13 protein-coding genes and 7 pseudogenes are annotated in these 17,539 nt (G+C 56.0%); 2 read left to right on the top strand and 18 right to left on the bottom strand.

From position 1 onward, the window contains the following. Positions 1-66: 66 nt before the first annotated feature. On the bottom strand, positions 67-684 hold the full coding sequence (prfH, locus tag ACQ86O_RS17215) for a peptide chain release factor H (protein WP_431222116.1): 618 nt from the start codon (positions 682-684) through the stop codon (positions 67-69). Beyond that, positions 681-1,796, bottom strand: a complete 1,116-nt coding sequence (locus ACQ86O_RS17210) for an RNA ligase RtcB family protein (RefSeq protein ID WP_431222115.1) — start codon at positions 1,794-1,796, stop codon at positions 681-683. The genes prfH and ACQ86O_RS17210 overlap by 4 nt, the downstream gene beginning before the upstream one ends. Positions 1,797-2,414: 618 nt before the next feature. Between ACQ86O_RS17210 and ACQ86O_RS17205 the strand changes: the two genes are divergently transcribed. Continuing rightward, positions 2,415-2,858 (top strand): DUF3617 domain-containing protein, encoded by a 444-nt coding sequence (locus tag ACQ86O_RS17205; protein ID WP_431222114.1) that lies wholly within the window; start codon positions 2,415-2,417, stop codon positions 2,856-2,858. A gap of 62 nt (positions 2,859-2,920) precedes the next feature. Here ACQ86O_RS17205 and ACQ86O_RS17200 read toward each other — a convergent pair whose 3' ends face one another. Further along, positions 2,921-4,084: a mandelate racemase/muconate lactonizing enzyme family protein gene (locus ACQ86O_RS17200; RefSeq protein WP_431222113.1), complete on the bottom strand. Its 1,164-nt coding sequence runs from the start codon at positions 4,082-4,084 to the stop codon at positions 2,921-2,923. Between the two features lie 156 nt (positions 4,085-4,240). Here ACQ86O_RS17200 and ACQ86O_RS17195 point away from each other — a divergent pair. After that, a pseudogene (locus ACQ86O_RS17195) lies at positions 4,241-5,160 on the top strand (LysR family transcriptional regulator). A gap of 58 nt (positions 5,161-5,218) precedes the next feature. On the opposite strand, the pseudogene ACQ86O_RS17190 reads toward ACQ86O_RS17195, so the two are convergent. From ACQ86O_RS17190 to ACQ86O_RS17120, 15 genes and pseudogenes are all read right to left on the bottom strand, one after another. Then, positions 5,219-5,682: pseudogene (locus ACQ86O_RS17190) on the bottom strand (BMC domain-containing protein). Between the two features lie 12 nt (positions 5,683-5,694). After that, entirely contained in the window at positions 5,695-6,354 is a 660-nt protein-coding gene (gene eutL / locus ACQ86O_RS17185; protein ID WP_431222112.1) for an ethanolamine utilization microcompartment protein EutL, read from the bottom strand. A gap of 12 nt (positions 6,355-6,366) precedes the next feature. Continuing rightward, positions 6,367-7,239 (bottom strand): ethanolamine ammonia-lyase subunit EutC, encoded by an 873-nt coding sequence (eutC, locus tag ACQ86O_RS17180; protein ID WP_431222111.1) that lies wholly within the window; start codon positions 7,237-7,239, stop codon positions 6,367-6,369. 10 nt (positions 7,240-7,249) lie between these two features. Then, positions 7,250-8,610: pseudogene (locus tag ACQ86O_RS17175) on the bottom strand (ethanolamine ammonia-lyase subunit EutB). 12 nt (positions 8,611-8,622) lie between these two features. Then, a pseudogene (gene eutA, locus ACQ86O_RS17170) lies at positions 8,623-10,033 on the bottom strand (ethanolamine ammonia-lyase reactivating factor EutA). Positions 10,034-10,131: 98 nt separating this feature from the next. Next, positions 10,132-11,333: pseudogene (locus tag ACQ86O_RS17165) on the bottom strand (iron-containing alcohol dehydrogenase). 12 nt (positions 11,334-11,345) lie between these two features. Then, positions 11,346-12,754, bottom strand: a pseudogene (locus ACQ86O_RS17160) (aldehyde dehydrogenase family protein). A gap of 26 nt (positions 12,755-12,780) precedes the next feature. Then, positions 12,781-13,068: an ethanolamine utilization microcompartment protein EutN gene (gene eutN / locus ACQ86O_RS17155; protein ID WP_431222110.1), complete on the bottom strand. Its 288-nt coding sequence runs from the start codon at positions 13,066-13,068 to the stop codon at positions 12,781-12,783. A 103-nt stretch (positions 13,069-13,171) separates the two neighbouring features. Beyond that, positions 13,172-13,465, bottom strand: a complete 294-nt coding sequence (gene eutM, locus ACQ86O_RS17150) for an ethanolamine utilization microcompartment protein EutM (RefSeq protein ID WP_431222109.1) — start codon at positions 13,463-13,465, stop codon at positions 13,172-13,174. A gap of 51 nt (positions 13,466-13,516) precedes the next feature. Beyond that, positions 13,517-14,524 carry a phosphate acetyltransferase gene (locus ACQ86O_RS17145; RefSeq protein ID WP_431222108.1) on the bottom strand — a complete coding sequence of 336 codons (1,008 nt, stop codon included), beginning with the start codon at positions 14,522-14,524 and terminating at the stop codon, positions 13,517-13,519. Positions 14,525-14,545: 21 nt separating this feature from the next. Next, on the bottom strand, positions 14,546-15,250 hold the full coding sequence (eutQ, locus tag ACQ86O_RS17140) for an ethanolamine utilization acetate kinase EutQ (protein WP_431222107.1): 705 nt from the start codon (positions 15,248-15,250) through the stop codon (positions 14,546-14,548). After that, positions 15,225-15,698, bottom strand: coding sequence for a EutP/PduV family microcompartment system protein (gene eutP, locus ACQ86O_RS17135; protein ID WP_431222106.1), 474 nt, complete (start codon positions 15,696-15,698; stop codon positions 15,225-15,227). Before eutP ends, eutQ begins: the two co-directional genes overlap by 26 nt. Before the next feature lie 3 nt (positions 15,699-15,701). Further along, positions 15,702-16,036 (bottom strand): annotated as a pseudogene (gene eutS, locus ACQ86O_RS17130) (ethanolamine utilization microcompartment protein EutS). A gap of 17 nt (positions 16,037-16,053) precedes the next feature. Next, a complete protein-coding gene (locus tag ACQ86O_RS17125; protein WP_431222105.1) occupies positions 16,054-16,515 on the bottom strand; it encodes a hypothetical protein in 462 nt (153 codons plus the stop codon). Positions 16,516-16,526: 11 nt separating this feature from the next. Continuing rightward, complete coding sequence (locus tag ACQ86O_RS17120) at positions 16,527-17,330, bottom strand: MFS transporter (protein ID WP_431222104.1); 804 nt, start codon at positions 17,328-17,330, stop codon at positions 16,527-16,529. Positions 17,331-17,539: the final 209 nt, after the last annotated feature.

Raw genomic sequence — 17,539 nt, 5'->3', positions numbered from 1 at the left:
TCAGCCTATCGGCCTATTCCATCAGACCGATAGGCGGCTTATCATTACCTGTCCGTTACGCTCAAACTATTGGCGTGGCGTAAAGCCCTCACCTTTGAATATACGAACTGGCGATCCCCTCACGATTTGGTGATGAAACATCCGCCGCTGAGCGCGTTGTTCATCCAACTGCTGTTGTTCGAGTTGCTCCAGCCGCTGTGCGATCAGTAAACAGGCCAAACGCCTGTTTGCATGCTGGCTACGCTCCGTCTGCACCTTGACGCTAATACCGCTGGCAAGATGCGTGGCACGGATAGCCGACTCGGTTTTATTAATGTGTTGCCCGCCAGGGCCTGAAGACTTCAAGGTTTCAAAGCGGATTTCACTCTCCTTTGGCAACGCCGCCGCACAGCAGCGGGCGACACCAATAAACCAGTTTTTCCTGGTTCGCCCTTTGCGCCACGGGCTTTCGCAAATCCATTGCAACGTCCCGCACCAGCGCTCGGCCAATGCGTCTGCGGCTTCCCCGTCCAGCGTCAGTAACACCGAACGTAACGTTCCCGCCTGGCGGCCACATTCGCGTTCAACTTCCTGTAACTCCACCTGCACAGCCTGAGCTTCTTTATGCAACTGCCGCAGTGCCAGGCTCACCGCCAGGCAGCATTCATCGGGGCCCTGTGCGGCAGAAATCTGTAATAAGATCATTCCCGCCCTCCACGAGTTTTATACGTCAGTACCGGCTTCATACGCGCCAGCACAGCGACTAACCCAGCCTGCCGCAGCGCCCCTACCACGCTATCGATAGGTTTGTAAGCTTCTGGTGCTTCCTGGTAGATCAGTTGCCGATCGCGGCAAATGACCCGGCTGCCGAAACGGGTTCTGGCCAGTTGCTCGGTGGTGAAACGCGCTGATAAGCGATCTTTACACTCGGAGCGCATCCATTTGCGCCCGGCACCATGAGCCAATGAAAACAGGCTGCTGGCATTGGGCAACGGCTGAACGATATAGCTGTAATCACCACGCGAACCCGGGATCACCACTCGCCCTTCATCCGCTGGCGTAGCCCCTTTACGATGCAGCCAGCCGTGGATACCCTCAATCGTGGCCGGGGCCAACAGGTTATGATGAATATCCAGTAGGCAATCGCCAGAGGTACGCAGGCGTTTCAGTATCCGCCCGGCAATTAACTGTCGGTTGAAGGCGGCGAAATCCAGCGCCTGTTGATGCTGTTGCAAATAGTCATTAGCCGCCTCGCTATTTTCCAGCAGGCCATGATGCCCATAAGCCCTGACATGCCGTTCCAGTATGCTTTGGCCTAAACCGCGTGAGCCGCTATGTACCAGCAGCATCAGGCGTTTTTTATCGAAGGTGACATCCGGTTGGTATATTTCATCGATCTGTAAAAGTTCGGCAAAATGATTACCACCGCCAAGGGTCCCCAAGCTGTGCGCATAAGGTGCAAGCGAAGCAGGAATATCCCCTAACGCGTCGCTTTCCAGCGGGTTATCGATATTTCCCAGATTTTTTTCCAATTTATCCAGCGATTGCTTCATCGTGGCTAAATCTGTTTGCCATAGCGACATGCCGCAACCGATATCATTACCGATTAACGCCGGGTAAAAACGATGTTGTGAAAAGAAAGCGGCACCCACTGGATAACCGCGGCCCGGATGCAAATCTGGCATCCCGACAACGCTGACCATATCCGGTAGCCTGGCAGTAATTTCAAGTTGCTGGATTGCATTTCCTTCAATCCAGGTTTGTTCCGACGCGATCAATGAAACTCGCGGCGAAACGGAGACAAGAGTATTGCCCATAACCAATCCTGATGATTAATTTATCTTATATGGATGTGGCAGGCCGGAGCTATGTCCAAAATCTTTCAAGATGGATTGGGGCGGCAAGCGAGCAAATCCCTGGAACATAGACCACTATGTGACTGGGTTGCGCAAGCGTAGCCAACAAAAAGGCAGCTTGAAAAATGAAGGGTATAGAGCAATAACTTTGGAGACAGGGAGTTATGCTGGAGAATACGACCTGCAAAGGGTAAACAGTGTTTGATAATTCATGATGTACCTCCTTTGCCAAGTGAATGAGTGGAAAAAACGCAGCGATAGTACATATAAACTCCGGGGGTAGCAAGAGCTATAAAAATAAAAAACTGGCACCTTCGTTACTGCATGTTGGAATTGCTACGGACCGGGTTTAACGAATGCTTTGCCCTAAGCCACCGTTGCAAAAAAATAAGCCTGACTGTGTGAAGTGCAATGGAAAATCAGCAGGGTAAAATGTTCGCTCAGGCAAGGGATCACCGCCCTGGTCACAAAATCGAAAGTATCCCATATAAAACCTATGGTTTAGCGCTTCTCATAGGCCAGAAACGTCCCTTAAGATATCCCCTAACCTGTTATCCGTAGCTGTAAATGGAGCTAACAATGAAAGGAATGCTGATAGTGGCTGCCGCGCTCTGCTTTAGTCTGAATAACATTGCACTGGCATCGGAAACGCTGTCGATCAAGCCGGGCTTATGGCGCAACGGTGGAACCGTGAAAATAAACGGCCAGGCCCTGCCAGACTCACCGGAAGACGACGAAGATGAGTGTGTGTCAGCCGAAGAAGCCAAAGATTTGCGTGCCTCCATGGGGTCTAACTTCGAAGATTCAGGATGCAAGATCACCTCCTGGCAGAACCAAGGTGACGCACTGGAAATTGGGCTCCAATGCGTTAATGAAGAGGGGACATCAAAAGGCAAACTCAGCGGCCTGCACACCGCCACCGCTTTTGATCTAAAAGGCCGTATGGTCGGTACTCACGTGCAGGCTGGAGCCATAACGATCGATATGCACTGGTATGGAAAATACGTCGGCAAATGCCGTTGAGGCCTGGCCGATGCCCTGAAAGACCACCTCCGGGGAGGCAGCTTTAGGGTTCCCGGTACGGCTTATTCGGCCAACTCACGCATCACTTTTATCAGACAGGACTTGCCTTCGAAGCCAATGCCTGGCAGCTCGGGCATGATGATATGGCCATCTTCAACCTTGACTGAATCCGGGAATCCGCCATAAGGCTGGAACAGATCCGGGTAGCTTTCATTGCCCCCAAGCCCGAGCCCGGCGGCAATATTTAATGACATCTGGTGGCCACCGTGCGGGATGCAACGTGCCGGGGACCAGCCAAACTGTTCCAGCACGTCCAGCGTGCGCAGATACTCCACCAGCCCGTAAGACAGTGCGCAGTCAAACTGCAGATAATCGCGATCGGGGCGCATGCCGCCATAACGCAACAGATTGCGCGCATCCTGGTGCGAAAACAGGTTTTCCCCGGTCGCCATCGGCCCCGGATAGAATTCCGTTAGCGCGGCCTGCAAAGCGTAATCCAGAGGATCACCCACTTCTTCGTACCAGAATAGCGGGTATTCACGCAGCATTTTTGCGTAGGCAATCGCGGTTTCCAAATCAAAACGCCCATTGGCATCTACCGCCAGCTGCGCCTCATGGCCTATTTCATCCAACACCGCCTCAATTCTGCGGCGATCCTCCGCCAGAGACGCACCGCCAATTTTCATTTTCACCACGTTGTAGCCGCGATCCAGATAACTCCGCATCTCCTGGCGCAGAGCGGTGAGCTCCTTACCCGGGTAGTAGTATCCCCCGGCCGCATAGACGAAAACGTTCGGGTTGGCTTTAACGCCTTTCATCTCCGCCAGCATGCGGAATAACGGCTTACCGGCAATTTTGGCGGTCGCATCCCAGATAGCCATATCCAGCGTGCCGACGGCCACAGAACGCTCACCATGGCCACCAGGCTTTTCATTCATCATCATCGCCTGCCAGACCCGTTGGGGATCGAAGTTATCGCCCTGCTCATTGAGCAAACTCTCTGGTTCTGCCTGCAGGATACGGTCGCGGAAGCGCTCACGGATCAGCCCGCCCTGCCCGTAACGCCCATTGGAGTTGAAGCCATAACCCACCACTCGGCGGCCATCCACCACCACATCGGTCACCACCGCCACCAGGCTGGTGGTCATTTTACTGAAATCGATATAGGCATTTCTGATCGGTGAGGCTATCGGCTTGGTAATTTCAACCACGTCTGTGATACGCATTTTCTCTCCAGAGATGTCAGTTGCCAGGATAAATCTGTCGTTTTAACCCATTTGGCATTTATGCCAGTTTTGCATGGCCTTACCGCTAAGAGGCTTGTGATAGCGATGTTATGCGCTTAAAATCCGGGCATCCAATGCGTAATAAGGATGTCTGTAATGCATAATCGGCATCACCTGGAGCTTTCCTGGCTTGAGGACTGCGTTGCCCTGGCTGAGACACTTAATTTTTCCAGGGCAGCGGCAGCACGCTACGTCACTCAACCCGCCTTTAGCCGCCGGATCCAGTCGCTCGAACAATGGGTAGGTACCGCGCTGTTTGAACGAAACAGAAGAGGCGTTCATCTGACCAAGGCCGGTGAGGTTTTCTGCAAACAGGCTCCTGAGCTTATCAGGGCGCTCTACGCCATCAGGGGGAAACTCTGGATGCTGGCGGGCAATACCAGCCTGACGTAGTGTTTGCCGCGACCCACGCCTTATCGTTCTCTTTCTTTCCGGCACTGTTGAGGAGTAATAAAAATATTACCCGGCTGGGCTCTTTTCGCCTGCTCTCCGATACGCTGAGAGCCTGCGAAAGGATGTTAATCCAGGGAGAGGCCCAATTTCTGCTGTGCCATTACCACCCGCATATGCAGATGGCTCTCGACCCAGAAAAATTCCTCAGCGTGCGTTTAGGGGAAGATAGGTTGGTTCCCTACAGCAAGGTGCAGCCAGATTCATCGGCACCGATGTGGCAAGTGGGGCAGAAACAGGCGTTCCCTTACCTGTCATTCAGCAATGACTCCGGTCTGGGCAGGATCCTTTCAAACAATGTGGCCATTAACCGCGCCAAAAAGGGTATGGCGTTAGCGTTCACCTCCGATCTGGCCGCCACGTTACTGGCGATGGTCAAAGCCGGTGATGGCGTCGCCTGGTTGCCACAAACGCTGGCTGAACCCGACGTTGAAAGCGGGAAAATCGCTGCTGCGGCCGGCAGCCACGACGACCTTTGCTTACCGATAGAAATACGGCTCTACCGGCCAGTGACCCAGATGGCGAAATCCGTTGAGGCGTTATGGCAGCTATTTGCCGAGGAGTGATCGCCATAAGGCGCTGGGGCAAACGGCTCAGACGTCGGTGATGAGGGCCGGCACCGGCTTAGGCTTTTAGCCGATAACGGCTGCTGCGTTTTCGTAACCGGCCAGCAAGATAAAGTTTTTCCAACGCTAAACGGGCTTGCTCCAACGGGTAATCAAGCTGGGCTGCCACTTCCCCTGCCGTCACCCCCGCGGTGCACCTTGGATCATCACCAGCAGTTGCCCAGGCTCAGGGCGGCTTAGACTACGGCCTTGCAGATGCATCACCAACCATTCCGTATCCTTATCCGGGCGGCCTATTATTTGGTGGCTAATCACCTTGCCAGTGCGGCTGGCCGCTGCCGCTCCGGCATCCAACGCGGCACGGCAAGCGGCCAGGTCCCCTTCAACCACCAGTGTGACCATGCCCGGCGTCATAATCTGATGATTCAATAGCCTGACCGACGCAGATTTCAACATGGCATCAACGGCATCAATCCCGGCCACCAACCCGGTAACTTCGAGCAATCCCAACGCATTGATCATGATATTTTCCCGTTACGCGTACTGGATCGGGCAGCATGCGATATTCAACACTGCCGCACGGAAAGCCTGGCAGGCCTCCTGACAAGCCGCCTGGCTGCCAGACATCAACGCCGAGGAGTAGTTGGTTTCCGAAGGTGGCGGCACATAGCTCATCAATTGGACACCCGCAGCTTTCAATGCAGCGTCAATGCCACAGGTGGCTTCCAAAGGCGGAGCGACCAGATAAGCCAGCGGCTCTCCCAATGCAACACCGGCCAAACCAGAGAGATAGGAGCCCGTTCGCGGCACCAGGTAGGCCAGAAAAGCCGTATCCTCACCGTCGTTGGCCCATTGGAAAGCAGGCCCCTGCTCGATGGTATTGCGCATGGCATCCAACCCGGCTCTCACCTGTGCCGGGTTAGGCCCGCCGAGCATAATCAGCACTTCACCCGCGCTGGGCGAGGGGCTATGAGCCACGCCAGCATACAGTGAGCGCCCATACACCACTTCAACCTGCGCCTGCTTGGTCGCTTCATCGGCGGCAATGTAAGCCACATCATCAGCGTCGGCGGTCAGCAACCCCAGGCTGCGGATAGACGCGGGCAGTTGAAGCTCACGGCGAAAATTCGCATGCAGTGAAGCAATTACCCGCATGGCTTTCACGCTGGGTTTAATCGGATCCAGTGCTGGCACTGTAACCTCCGTTTAACGGTTAAGGTGAATACCCGAGGCCTGCTGTTCCAGCATGCGCTGTACCAGATCGACAATCACCGCAGCCGCCTCTACCGGTGGCGTTCCCCCGCGATGGATATTGGAAATACAGGTGCGATCCGCCTCCACCGTGGTGGCAACCTTTGGAGAATACACCGCATAACATGACAGGCTCTCCGACTGCCCCAAGCCAGGCCGCTCCCCGATCAATAACACCACCACTTTGGCACCCAGCAGTTCACCGATCTGATCTTCAATCTTGACCCGGCCATAGCGTACAAAGAACGGCGTACCGACTTTCATGCCCGCCAGTTCCAGCCCCTGCAGCAAGATGGGCAAGATCTCTTCGTAGTTGGCCGTAATGGCATCGGTCGACAGCCCATCAGAGAGCACCACCTGAACGTCCGGGTTTAGCGTGCACTGCGCTTTCAATATATCCACCGCACCCGGGCTTAGGCAGCGGCCCAGATCCGGGCGGGTCAGATAAAGGCTTTTGTCCTCGATCTCCGACTGCACTTCCAGCAACCCTTGCTGTTGCACCCACTGCGCAGGCACGTCCTTGAGCACCGTATCCTTGGCGCGGGAATGGTCGGCCAGAAAACGCAGTAAAGCCAAGGTTCTTGGCCGTGGCCCGCTGCGCCCAATACAGACACGGGCCGCCGTGTTATTTCGCAGTTCCTGCAAGACTTCCGGGTGCTGGGGTTGCTCAACCCCGATCCATTGCCTGGCTTCGGCGGAACCGAGATCCAGAGAACAACCTGCCGTTTCCGGAATGTTGATAGCCGGGGCTGCGGTGGCAATCTCAACCGGCGGAGCCATCTGCAGCATGACGCTACGCACAATCTCTTCAATCTGTTCGTGATCCATGGGGCTTACCTCAGAAGAACAATGATGGATCGCCAGCACGGGCGGTCAGGCGGCCATTGGCCATCACGCCACGCACCTCAAGCCAGCGTTCAAACTCTGGCGCTGGCCGCAGGTTCAGCAATTGGCGTACGGTGGCGGTGTCGTGGAACGCGGTAGTCTGGTAATTGAGCATGATGTCGTCCCCCATCGCCATGCCGATAATAAAATTGCAGCCCGCCGTCGCCAGCAGCACCATCAGGTTTTCATTCTGGTTCTGATCGGCATCCGCATGATTGGTGTAGCAGCAATCGCAACCCATCGAGATACCGCTCAATTTCCCCATAAAGTGGTCTTCCAACCCGGCACGGATAATCTGGCGATCGTTATAGAGATATTCTGGCCCGATAAAGCCCACCACGGTGTTCACCATAAAGGGATCATAATGCCGCGCCAGGCCGTAGTTACGCGCCTCCATGGTGACCTGATCGGCACCAAAATGCGCGCCGGCAGACAGGGCCGCACCCTGCCCGGTTTCGAAGTAAAGGCAGTTATCACCGGCAATGCGATTAAACTCCGCTCCCACGGCTCGCGCCTCATCCAGCATCGCCAACTCGACCCCGAACTCCTTCAGGCCTTTCTCGCTGCCGCAGATGCTTTGGAAGATCAGGCCACCAGGCGCTCCGCGACGGATCGCTTCAATCTGTGTAGTGACATGGGACAACACACACCCCTGGGTCGGGATGGCAAACTTGTCGATCACGCTGTAAATGGTATCCAGCACCCGGCTCAGGTTATCCACGTCGTCGGTAACCGGGTTGACCCCGATCACCGCATCCCCCACGCCGTAGGAAAGCCCTTCGTAAATTTGCGCTTCGATGCTCTGCACGCCGTCGCGAGTATCGTTGGGTTGCAAACGGGCGCTGAATGTCCCCGGCAGGCCAATAGTGGTATTGGCCTTCTTGATCACCGGGATTTTTTTCCGCCGTAGATCAAATCGGCGTTGGAACAGATTTTGGCGACGGCGGCCACCACTTCGGCGCTGAGCCCCTTGCGCAACCAGGCAATATCATCAATGCTGCTCTCATCACGCAGGATATATTCCCGCAGTTCACCAATGGTCCAGTTTCTGACCTTGGCGTAGGCGGTCTCGTTGATATCATCCTGGATAATGCGCGTTACGCAGTCCTCTTCATAAGGGATCACCGGATTCATGCGGATATCCGCCACGCTCATCTCCGACAAAACCTGCTTGGCCGCCACACGCTCTTGCGCACTTTCTGCGGCAATCCCGGCCAGCAAATCTCCCGAACGCAGTTCGTTGGCTTTCGCCAATACCTGCTTAACATCCTTAAACTGATACGACTTACCAAACAGCTGGGTTTTCAGCTTCATAACCAGGTTCCCTCAGGAAGGAAATGCGAGTGATTTGATGGTGACCGGCACCACGGCGCCATTGAACAAGGGCAGGCCGATATCCAGGTAATCGCCGGTGCGGGTGCGCACTTCGTCGATCACCGCCAGCTTGCGTGGTGCCACAGTTGGCCGCAATAACATGCCGAGCGCCTTGCCAAAATCCTGGCTGGCGACCACCAATAGCGGGTGTGGGTTGGGATAACGCAGCGAAAAACCGTGCAATGCGCTTATGCAGAGCTGAACCGCTGCGGCATTCACCGGCAAGGACGCGGGTAACGCCAGGGCATAGAGATCTTCTCCCGCATCAAGATCCCGTTGCAGCAGCGCCTGTTGCCAGCAGGCCAGCAGCGGTAAATCGTGATTCTCCGACGGATGAACCACCGGGATATTGCGGATCGGCAACGCCACCTCATCCAGCCAGATAGTGCTGCCGGATAACGACAGCGTATGTGCCCCGGCACCGATCACCGTGGCACGCACCGTCTGACTGGGGGTTGCATCGGCAAGGCGGTAAACCCAACGTGGCGACGGATCGCCTGAGCCAACAGGGGCCCGATATCACCAAAGCGGAACAAATCATCATTTTGGCCGCTCCGCAGGCACTCACCCACGCCGCCAGATATTGTTAGCGCAAACAGATTGCCGCAGTCGGGCAAGGCCTCGGTCATCAGCAACCGCCTGGCCAGCTCAGAGGGCTGGCCCACCACGATTTCCCACAGCAACTGAGCCATGCAATCGGCCATCTGCCCCAACTGACCGAGGGTCAAACCTTGCAGGTGGGTCGCGTCGCCAAACAGCGCATCGGCAATCCACTGGCCCGGCGGATGTGCCCTTATTACGTGCCCCTGAAGGTCAGTTTCCAGTAAACGCCCCCCACGTTGAGGCAGGCAGAGGCGCGCACGTGACCGGCGTCAAACAGCGCGTAGTTGGCCGTTCCGCCACCAATATCAATGTTCAGTACCCGCGCCAACTTGCGCTCTGACAAAGCCCGCCCCCCAGACCCCAAACCGGCCAGAACCGACTCCAGATGTGGCCCGGCGGTAGCCACCACAAAATCGCCAAGCCGCTGGGATAACGCCATCACCGCCGGGCGGGCATTGCGGGTTTTGGCGGTTTCCCCGGTAATGATAATGGCACCGGAATCCACGCTTTCGGGCGCAATGTCCGCCGCCTGATACTGGGCCAAGATCAGCGCCAGCAACTCCTCCAGCCGCAGATCACCCGCAAAGTCGACTGGCGTGAACAACACCGGGCTTTGCCAGGTGATTTCTCGCTTGACGAACTCATAGCACGGCACCTGAGAAACAGCGGCACGGTTGATCAAAGACAGGCGTGAGAAGATCACCTGAGTCGTTGTCGTGCCAATGTCGATGCCCACACTCAGCAGCTCGCGCGTCTTCACGGCCCATTCTCCCTGTTGGATAATACTCGTCAGTTTGATGCCCCTTTCAGAAAGGGAGCCAATCGGTAAACGCAGTTGACCCAAGCGCCAGCGCTCTATCACGAAGTCTGATACAGCATCACAATCTGTTCTGCGCTTACGCTGCGTGGGTTGGTGCGAATACAGGCATCCTGCATGGCGGCCTCGGCGAACCCGGCAAAATCCGCCTCCTTCCCCCCATAGATGCTAAATCGAGGTTGAGTTCCACCACATAGATCAACTGCTCCACCGCCTGGATAGCATCAAGATCGCTCCCCATCACCCCGGTCAAGGCATAACCGATTTCGGCATAGGTCTGCTTGCAGACCAGACGGTTAAAATTCATCACCGCTGGCAGCATAATGGCGTTCGCCATCCCATGTGGAATGCCGTAGGCCGCGCCGATCTGGTGCGCGCAGGCATGGCAGACTCCCAAGCCGGCATTGGAAAACGCCATGCCCGCCATGTAAGAGGCCGTCATCAGCGATTCACGGGCGGCCACATCCTGCCCTCGCCCAACCGCTTGCGGCAACGCTTCACCAATCAGGCCAATGGCACGGTAAGCCAGGCTGCGGGTCAACGGCGTGGCATTGCTGGCCACATAAGCCTCTATCGCATGGGTCAGCGCATCAATGCCCGTTGCCGCAGTGATCTGTGCGGGAACACCCAGCGTCAGGCTGGCATCAATGATCGCCAGATCGGGCAGCAGCGCCCTATGCAGCAAGACCTGTTTATGATGGGATAGCGCAGAGATGATCACAGCAACGTTGGTGGCCTCCGAACCGGTTCCCGCCGTTGTGGGTATAGCGATCAGGGGCAGGCGCGGTGCCAATCGTGTCTCTGGGCATAAATCCGCTAAGGCCAGCGTTGGGTTGGCGGCCAGCACGGCAACGGCCTTGGCGGCATCCAGTATCGATCCGCCGCCCAATGCCAGAATGCCGTCACAATTTGACTGCTGTAATTGCTGTACCGCCGCGAATACATCACTGTCGATGGGCTCACCAGCAGGACAAGACCAGATTTCATAGGCCACGCCCCCTTGTTGCAGGCTGCGCAGCACTCCCTGCGTCATACCGGCGAGATACAGGTTGCCGTCAACCAGAACAAACACCCGCTGAATGCCGCGCTCTGCCAACGCTTGCCCACAGCACACTGCGGCCCCCGGCCCCATCAAGGTCCTGGGAGGGACGGCAAACTCTCTGACCTGGCGGGCATTTACCCTATCCAGGGCATGGTAGATTGCCGCCTGCACCCTTTCGGCTGATGTATGATCGACTGACATGGCAACCCCCTTTTAGACAATACGGAATGCATCTACCAGCACACAGCGGCGCAGGCGCACAAAAGTCCGTGCCGATGTCACGCCTTCCCCGGTTGGGGTGGTAATGGTCATGGACGTCCAGCCTTCACCGCCAAAACCCAACCCGGCGATACAAGGCCCGTTTTTAACAAAAATGCTGGTGTTGATGGCATTGGCCATCCGATCAAGATGTTCAATGTTGCGTGAATGCATTGCCGCCGTATGATGGCAGCCGCCTTCCAGCTTCACCGCCAGGTCGATGGCCTGTTGCACGTTAGCCGCCCGCACCACCGGCAGCACCGGCATCATCATTTCAGTGACGGCAAATGGATGGCGCGCGTCCGTCTGCGCCAACAAAAGGCGCGTCTCGCGGCTGACATTCAGCCCGATTGCGGTCGCGATCTTGGCGGCATCACGGCCAACCCAATCACGGCTAACCTGCCCTTTGCCGTTTTCATCAACCGTCTTCAGCAGGATGGGCATCAGTTGCCGCACCTGCTCATCGGTGAGCAGCACCGCCTGTTGGCGCTGCATTTCGGTCAGCAACGCCTCGGCGACGCTGTCCACCACGATCACCACCTTTTCATCGGCGCAGATCAGATTGTTGTCAAAGGACGCCCCTTGCACGATGGCACGCGCAGCGCGGGGAATATCAGCACTTTCATCCACTACCACTGGCGGGTTGCCCGCACCTGCGGCAATCAGCCGCTTATCGGTATGTTTGCGCGCAGCCTCCACCACCGCCTCGCCCCCAGTGACCACCAGCAGGCCGATACCGGGATACCTGAACAGGCGCTGTGCCGTCTCGATATCCGGGTTCACGACCGTAACCAGCAGATCCGCCGGGCCACCTGCGGCGACAATCGCCTCGTTCAACAGGCTGATCGCCTTCTGGGACACCTTTCTGGCCGCCGGATGCGGCGCAAATACCACGCTGTTTCCTGCCGCTATCATACTGATGGCGTTGTTGATCACCGTGGCAGCCGGGTTGGTCGAAGGTGTCACCGACGCCACCACGCCCCAGGCGGCATTCTCGATCAGGGTCAGGCCGTTATCGCCGGTGAGTACTTGAGGTTGCAGGCACTCCACGCCGGGGGTTCCCCTCGCCTGAGCGACGTTCTTGGCATATTTATCAGCCACCCGCCCCATGCCGGTTTCTTCAACCGCCAACTCCGCCAACAGTTGCGCATGTTGCTCACCGGCCTGGCGGATAGCCGCTATCGCCAGTTGCCGCATGGCGATCTGGTGCAGTTTTTTTGCGCCAGGGTTGCCGCGCGCACCGCATCATCCAGCGAGGTAAAAACGCCGCTGCCGTTGCCCGCTGATGGCGTCGTGACTGGCAGCGTTGCCCCCATGCCAGCCAACACCGCTTTCACCACCTGCTCTATCTCTTTCTGGTCAATGCTCACCATTTGCCCCCATCACTGCACTATTTGTGGAAAATGACCTGACTTTCCATTACGGCCTCATCCACAATGCCGATAACGCTCAGATCGACCGGCGAAGAGCCATGATGATTCGCACAGCGTGCGGAGCTGCCACTGACCAGCAGCACCCACTCACCGTTGCCTGCCCCGATGCTGTCAGTCGCAACGGCACATTCACCGCTCGGCGCTCCCTGGCGATTAATCGTTTCCACCAGGAGCAATCTGTCATGTTCCAGACCGGCATGCCTTACGGTGCACACGATCTGCCCAATCACTACGGCCAGTTTCATGTTCACTTCCTTCCGCTTTGCGATAAAAAACCGAACTGCATAGCAGGTAGCCAGACGTGACATTCCCCCGTAATGTCACGCAGGCCAAGCCACCGCTAGCGGATTAGTCGATTGGGTTGTCGCCGGACATTCTGATTGGAAAAATTTCTTCCAGATCGCCATGTGGACGTGGGATCACATGCACTGAAACCAGTTCGCCAATGCGCGCCGCCGCTGCCGCACCGGCATCGGTTGCGGCCTTGCAGGCTGCAACATCGCCACGAACCATGGCGGTAACCAGGCCACCGCCAATTTGCTTCACCCCAACCAGCTTGACCCTGGCTGCCTTGACCATGGCATCTGACGCTTCAATCAACGCCACCAGCCCTTTGGTTTCGATCAATCCCAATGCTTCCATGATGTATTCCTCGTTGTGAGGTCCCCGTTTGGGACCGGTTTGTATAACCTGTTATGTGGTTGATGCCCGCAGCGTCTGAACCGCTGGCTGGCACTGGGTTTGTGCGACCAGCACCAGTTCGATAATGTCTCTGGCGCTGCAGCCCCGTGACAAATCATGCATCTGGGCATTCAATCCCTGGATCAGTGGCCCCAAGGCCCGGTATCCTCCCAGCCGCTGGGCGATTTTGTAACCAATGTTACCCGCCTCGAGTGAGGGAAAGACCATGACGTTTGCCCGGCCAGCCAATAGGCTACCCGGAGCCTTCTGGTTGGCGACCTCTGGGGAGAATGCCGCATCAAACTGCAGTTCCCCCTCCACGCAGAGATCGGGGTTCCGGGCGCGGACCCGTTCGGTCGCCTGCTGGACAGAGGCGACATCGGGGTGTTTGGCGCTGCCCCAGGTAGAGAATGACAGCATCGCTACCCGGGCCGGTTCACCCGTAATGGCCTGATAGGTGGCGGCACTGCTCAGCGCAATATCGGCGAGCTGTGCCGCCGTTGGCTGAGGCACCACGCTGCAATCGGCAAAGCCCAAAATGGCTCCAGGGCCTGGCGGCAACATCAGGAACAGTGAAGAGAGGGTTTTTACCCCTGGTTGCAGGCCGATAACCTTCAGCCCGGCGCGTAGCACTGCGGCAGTGGAGGATAAATTACCGGCAATACACAGATCGGCCTTGCCCGCGGCCAGCATAGCGGCCGCAAACCACAAGGGTTGCTGCAGTTTTTCTGCGCTGTTTTCCGGTGCTTTGGCCCCCAAACGCTGATGCAGGCGATGTTCAAACTCCGCACACCAATCGCTGGAGCTTGCCGGATCAATCACCTGGAGGCCATCGATGGTCATGCGTTGGTTATGGGCAAAATGGCGTAAGGCAAACGGATTGGCGAGCAGGACTGGCAACGCCAACCCCTGATGCAACAGATAGCTCGCCGCCTCCAATACCCGCACGTCCAGGGCATCAGGGAAAACTACCCGGCGCGGTTGGCGTTGTGCCAAGCGTTGGCAACGTTCAATCAACATGCTGCCCTCCCTGAATTCATATCAGCACTCCTGCCAGTCAGCTGGCCAGGCGACATACAGAAAGCGCACCTGGCTTGGGGTGCCAAATTCAATACTCGAGCCTTTAGGGATGAAAACCACATCGCCCGCCTTGCCAATCAGCGTTTCGCCCTGATGGCGAATATGCAGTTCCCCTTCAAGCACCATGTCGATTTCGTCGTAGTTCAGCGTCCAGGGAAAGAAGCCTTTTTCCCAACGCATAAACCCAGCAGCCATGCTGCTGCCATCTCGCGCGGTGATCAGATCGCTCAGGCCAACCCGGTGGTCGGCGGCACCCTCAAAGCGGCCAAAACTCACCGAAGCGCCATCCACCACCTTGATCCCGCCTTTGCCGGTCACCGAGCGAAAACTGGCCGGGACAGCATCTGCGGTGGTCTGCTGCACCAGCGCACGCTGTTCCTGCTCGACCTTGTCGATCAATTGGGATAACAGCGTTTCCGTTACGCTACCTTCGGGCAAGTGCGACAGAACATGTTCGCGGATCCGCTGGCGTTCCGGCGTATGGCGAGACGCAGGCTCTGGCAGTGATTCGGCAGGCTGCGGCTGTTCGCTGATACTGATACCCAGTTGCTCCGCGACCAGGTGAGCCTCTGGAGTGATAATGCAATCACGCAATACCACAACAATCTGTTGCAGCCCCTGCGCCGATGCATCGCGAATATCATTGGCGGTGATCAGTTTCTTCATCGATATATTCCCCTTGCCTGGTCAGAAAAGCCTTGAATACCGTCAGGCTGCCTGCGTCAAAGCTGTTAACTACAAATATCAGTGGCCGGAAGCCATGTTCTGCCAGCATCGCCTTGACCTTTTCCACTTCTGCATCGGCGACATCCGCTTTGGTTATTACCGCAACACGTTTCACATGAGGATAAATATCCAATAACCCGCTAGGTATCCGACATTGCAGATCGTTAGCCGCATGGACATAAATCAATAATTCGCAATCCACCAGGTTACTGATCAGCGCATGATATAACCGAGGGTGGCTGAAATATTCGCCCGGCGTGTCTATATCACCCCAGTCATTAAATTCCACCGCCTGCGTTTTACGTGCCAGGGAATAATCCCCTTGCAGACGATTAAACAGTGTGGTTTTACCGGCACCCACCGCGCCGACAAAAATAGCGCGCCGCATTATTTAACTCCGGGTAATCGCACAAATAGAGTAATTCAACAGTTGGCTCAGGCCATTCACCGTTTGCTGCAACGCTTCCTCCACCGCCCCCACCGAACCATAAATCACCAGCGCGCCGGTAAAACGATCCAGAAACCCGATATTCACGTTGGCAGCTTTGGTGGCCAGATCGCCCGCGATCATTGAGGTTTCCCCCGGTGTCAGAGTCATAATCCCTATCGCCTCTGCTCCGGGAACACCTATTTTTTCGCCAGATCTTCACCCGGATGTGCAATAAAGTGTGCCAGCGTGACCTGCTTACCCGGCACAAACTCCTGAATAATCCGTTCCTTTTCCATTGCACCCTTCTCTGTCATCAAGGGGCTGCTCCAGCCTTGGCTTCGGCAGCTTTATTAAGCGCCAGCTTTTCTGCATGCGTGGCTTTGTTCATCCGTTGCAACACCAGGGCGGCAACCAGGCCCACCACGGCACATCCGAGCATAAACATAAACACATCGTGATAGCCGGCTACCCCGGGTTTGTTATCAACCATATTGCCAACCATGGTGTAGCAATAAATTTCCGGGAAATACGTCAGTAATGAAATAAACCCTGCTGCGGTGCCCGTTACCTTGGTTGGGATATTGACTTCATCTATAATCGAGAAGAACACCGCATTGGCCGAGTAAATAAATACCCCAAGCGCAATCATATTCGCCAAAGCCATGCCAATGAATTTCGCATCGCCCGGCAAGAAGACGTAAACCAGAGTGAAAACGATCATCCCCATAAAGGCATAAATCATAAAGCGAGTACGGGACTGGCAACGGTCGGCCAACTGCCCTCCAATTAACCCCCCAAGGCAAACAGCACATAGGCCCGGATAACGCTGGCGACCGCCACTTCGGCACCGCTCATGTGAAATACCTGCGTCAGATACGGCGTCACCATGCCGAAACCAATATAGATAGACCACATGCAGAAGGTCACCGTCCCGGCCAGCCACATCGTGGGCATTTTCAACACGAAGGCCATATCCGCCAGGCGGAAGTTGGATTTATCCCCCGACTTGGCTTCGTCTTCAAATACAAACCAGGCCAAAACGCCGGTCAGTATGGTGACGACAGAATAGAAAATGATCGTGGCGCGTAGCCCTTCAACCCCTGCGCCAAACTTGGCAAACAGCGGCACTGACAGAAAGCCCAATACAATAGAAGTGAGCCCTTTGCCCAGGAACCAGTAGCCATACAGTCGCCCTTGTTCGGCACTTTCACCCAGGGTGCGGATAATGCGCACGCAGACGGCCCAGAAGGTGAATACTGTGGTGATGGCCCAAAGCGCATGCAAAAGCACAATCATCATGTAGGAAGGGAACGTGGCGTAATAGAAGCCTGAAATACCCGTTGAAACCAGGGAGAAGGTCATCAGCTTACGCGCGGAAAAACGGTCCGCAGCCCATCCGCCCGGCAAATACAGCAGGAAGTTGACCAGCCCATAAGCGGTCATCAAGAAACCCAGTTGGGCATTACTCGCACCGGTGGCTTGCTGCATGGCTTCATAATAAGTCTCACGCAGATAGGGAAGCTTGTAGATTGCACTCCCTGCCACGCCGCACAAAATCAGCGTGACCCACTTTTTCCAGTTATTCTGCATTGCAATCTCCCAGCTATTTTTAACAATAAACTGATAGGCAGCCGCCCGTTAGCCAGGCGACGGCCGTAATTGAATTTTCAGTGCTTATTAATTTGTATTTAGCGAGCGCTAACATTTATTACGCTATATAAACGCCCCTATTGACCTGTTCAATAATATCCCTCACCAGGCGCGACAACTAATAGCGGTTAATTAACCTGATTGAAAAT

The organism is Serratia sp. L9 (assembly GCF_050632285.1).
GTDB lineage: Bacteria > Pseudomonadota > Gammaproteobacteria > Enterobacterales > Enterobacteriaceae > Chania.
The sequence above is the reverse complement of the archived record's forward strand: the minus strand, read 5'-3'. Positions and strand labels throughout refer to the sequence as shown.

Excerpts from the sequence above, each read along its gene's own strand:
- prfH (WP_431222116.1), bottom strand. The coding sequence starts at position 684 with ATGATCTTATTACAGATTTCTGCCGCACAGGGCCCCGATGAATGCTGC.
- ACQ86O_RS17210 (WP_431222115.1), bottom strand. The coding sequence starts at position 1,796 with ATGGGCAATACTCTTGTCTCCGTTTCGCCGCGAGTTTCATTGATCGCG.
- ACQ86O_RS17205 (WP_431222114.1), top strand. The coding sequence starts at position 2,415 with ATGAAAGGAATGCTGATAGTGGCTGCCGCGCTCTGCTTTAGTCTGAAT.
- ACQ86O_RS17200 (WP_431222113.1), bottom strand. The coding sequence starts at position 4,084 with ATGCGTATCACAGACGTGGTTGAAATTACCAAGCCGATAGCCTCACCG.
- eutC (WP_431222111.1), bottom strand. The coding sequence starts at position 7,239 with ATGGATCACGAACAGATTGAAGAGATTGTGCGTAGCGTCATGCTGCAG.
- eutN (WP_431222110.1), bottom strand. The coding sequence starts at position 13,068 with ATGAAACTGGCCGTAGTGATTGGGCAGATCGTGTGCACCGTAAGGCAT.
- eutM (WP_431222109.1), bottom strand. The coding sequence starts at position 13,465 with ATGGAAGCATTGGGATTGATCGAAACCAAAGGGCTGGTGGCGTTGATT.
- ACQ86O_RS17145 (WP_431222108.1), bottom strand. The coding sequence starts at position 14,524 with ATGTTGATTGAACGTTGCCAACGCTTGGCACAACGCCAACCGCGCCGG.
- eutQ (WP_431222107.1), bottom strand. The coding sequence starts at position 15,250 with ATGAAGAAACTGATCACCGCCAATGATATTCGCGATGCATCGGCGCAG.
- eutP (WP_431222106.1), bottom strand. The coding sequence starts at position 15,698 with ATGCGGCGCGCTATTTTTGTCGGCGCGGTGGGTGCCGGTAAAACCACA.
- ACQ86O_RS17120 (WP_431222104.1), bottom strand. The coding sequence starts at position 17,330 with ATGCAGAATAACTGGAAAAAGTGGGTCACGCTGATTTTGTGCGGCGTG.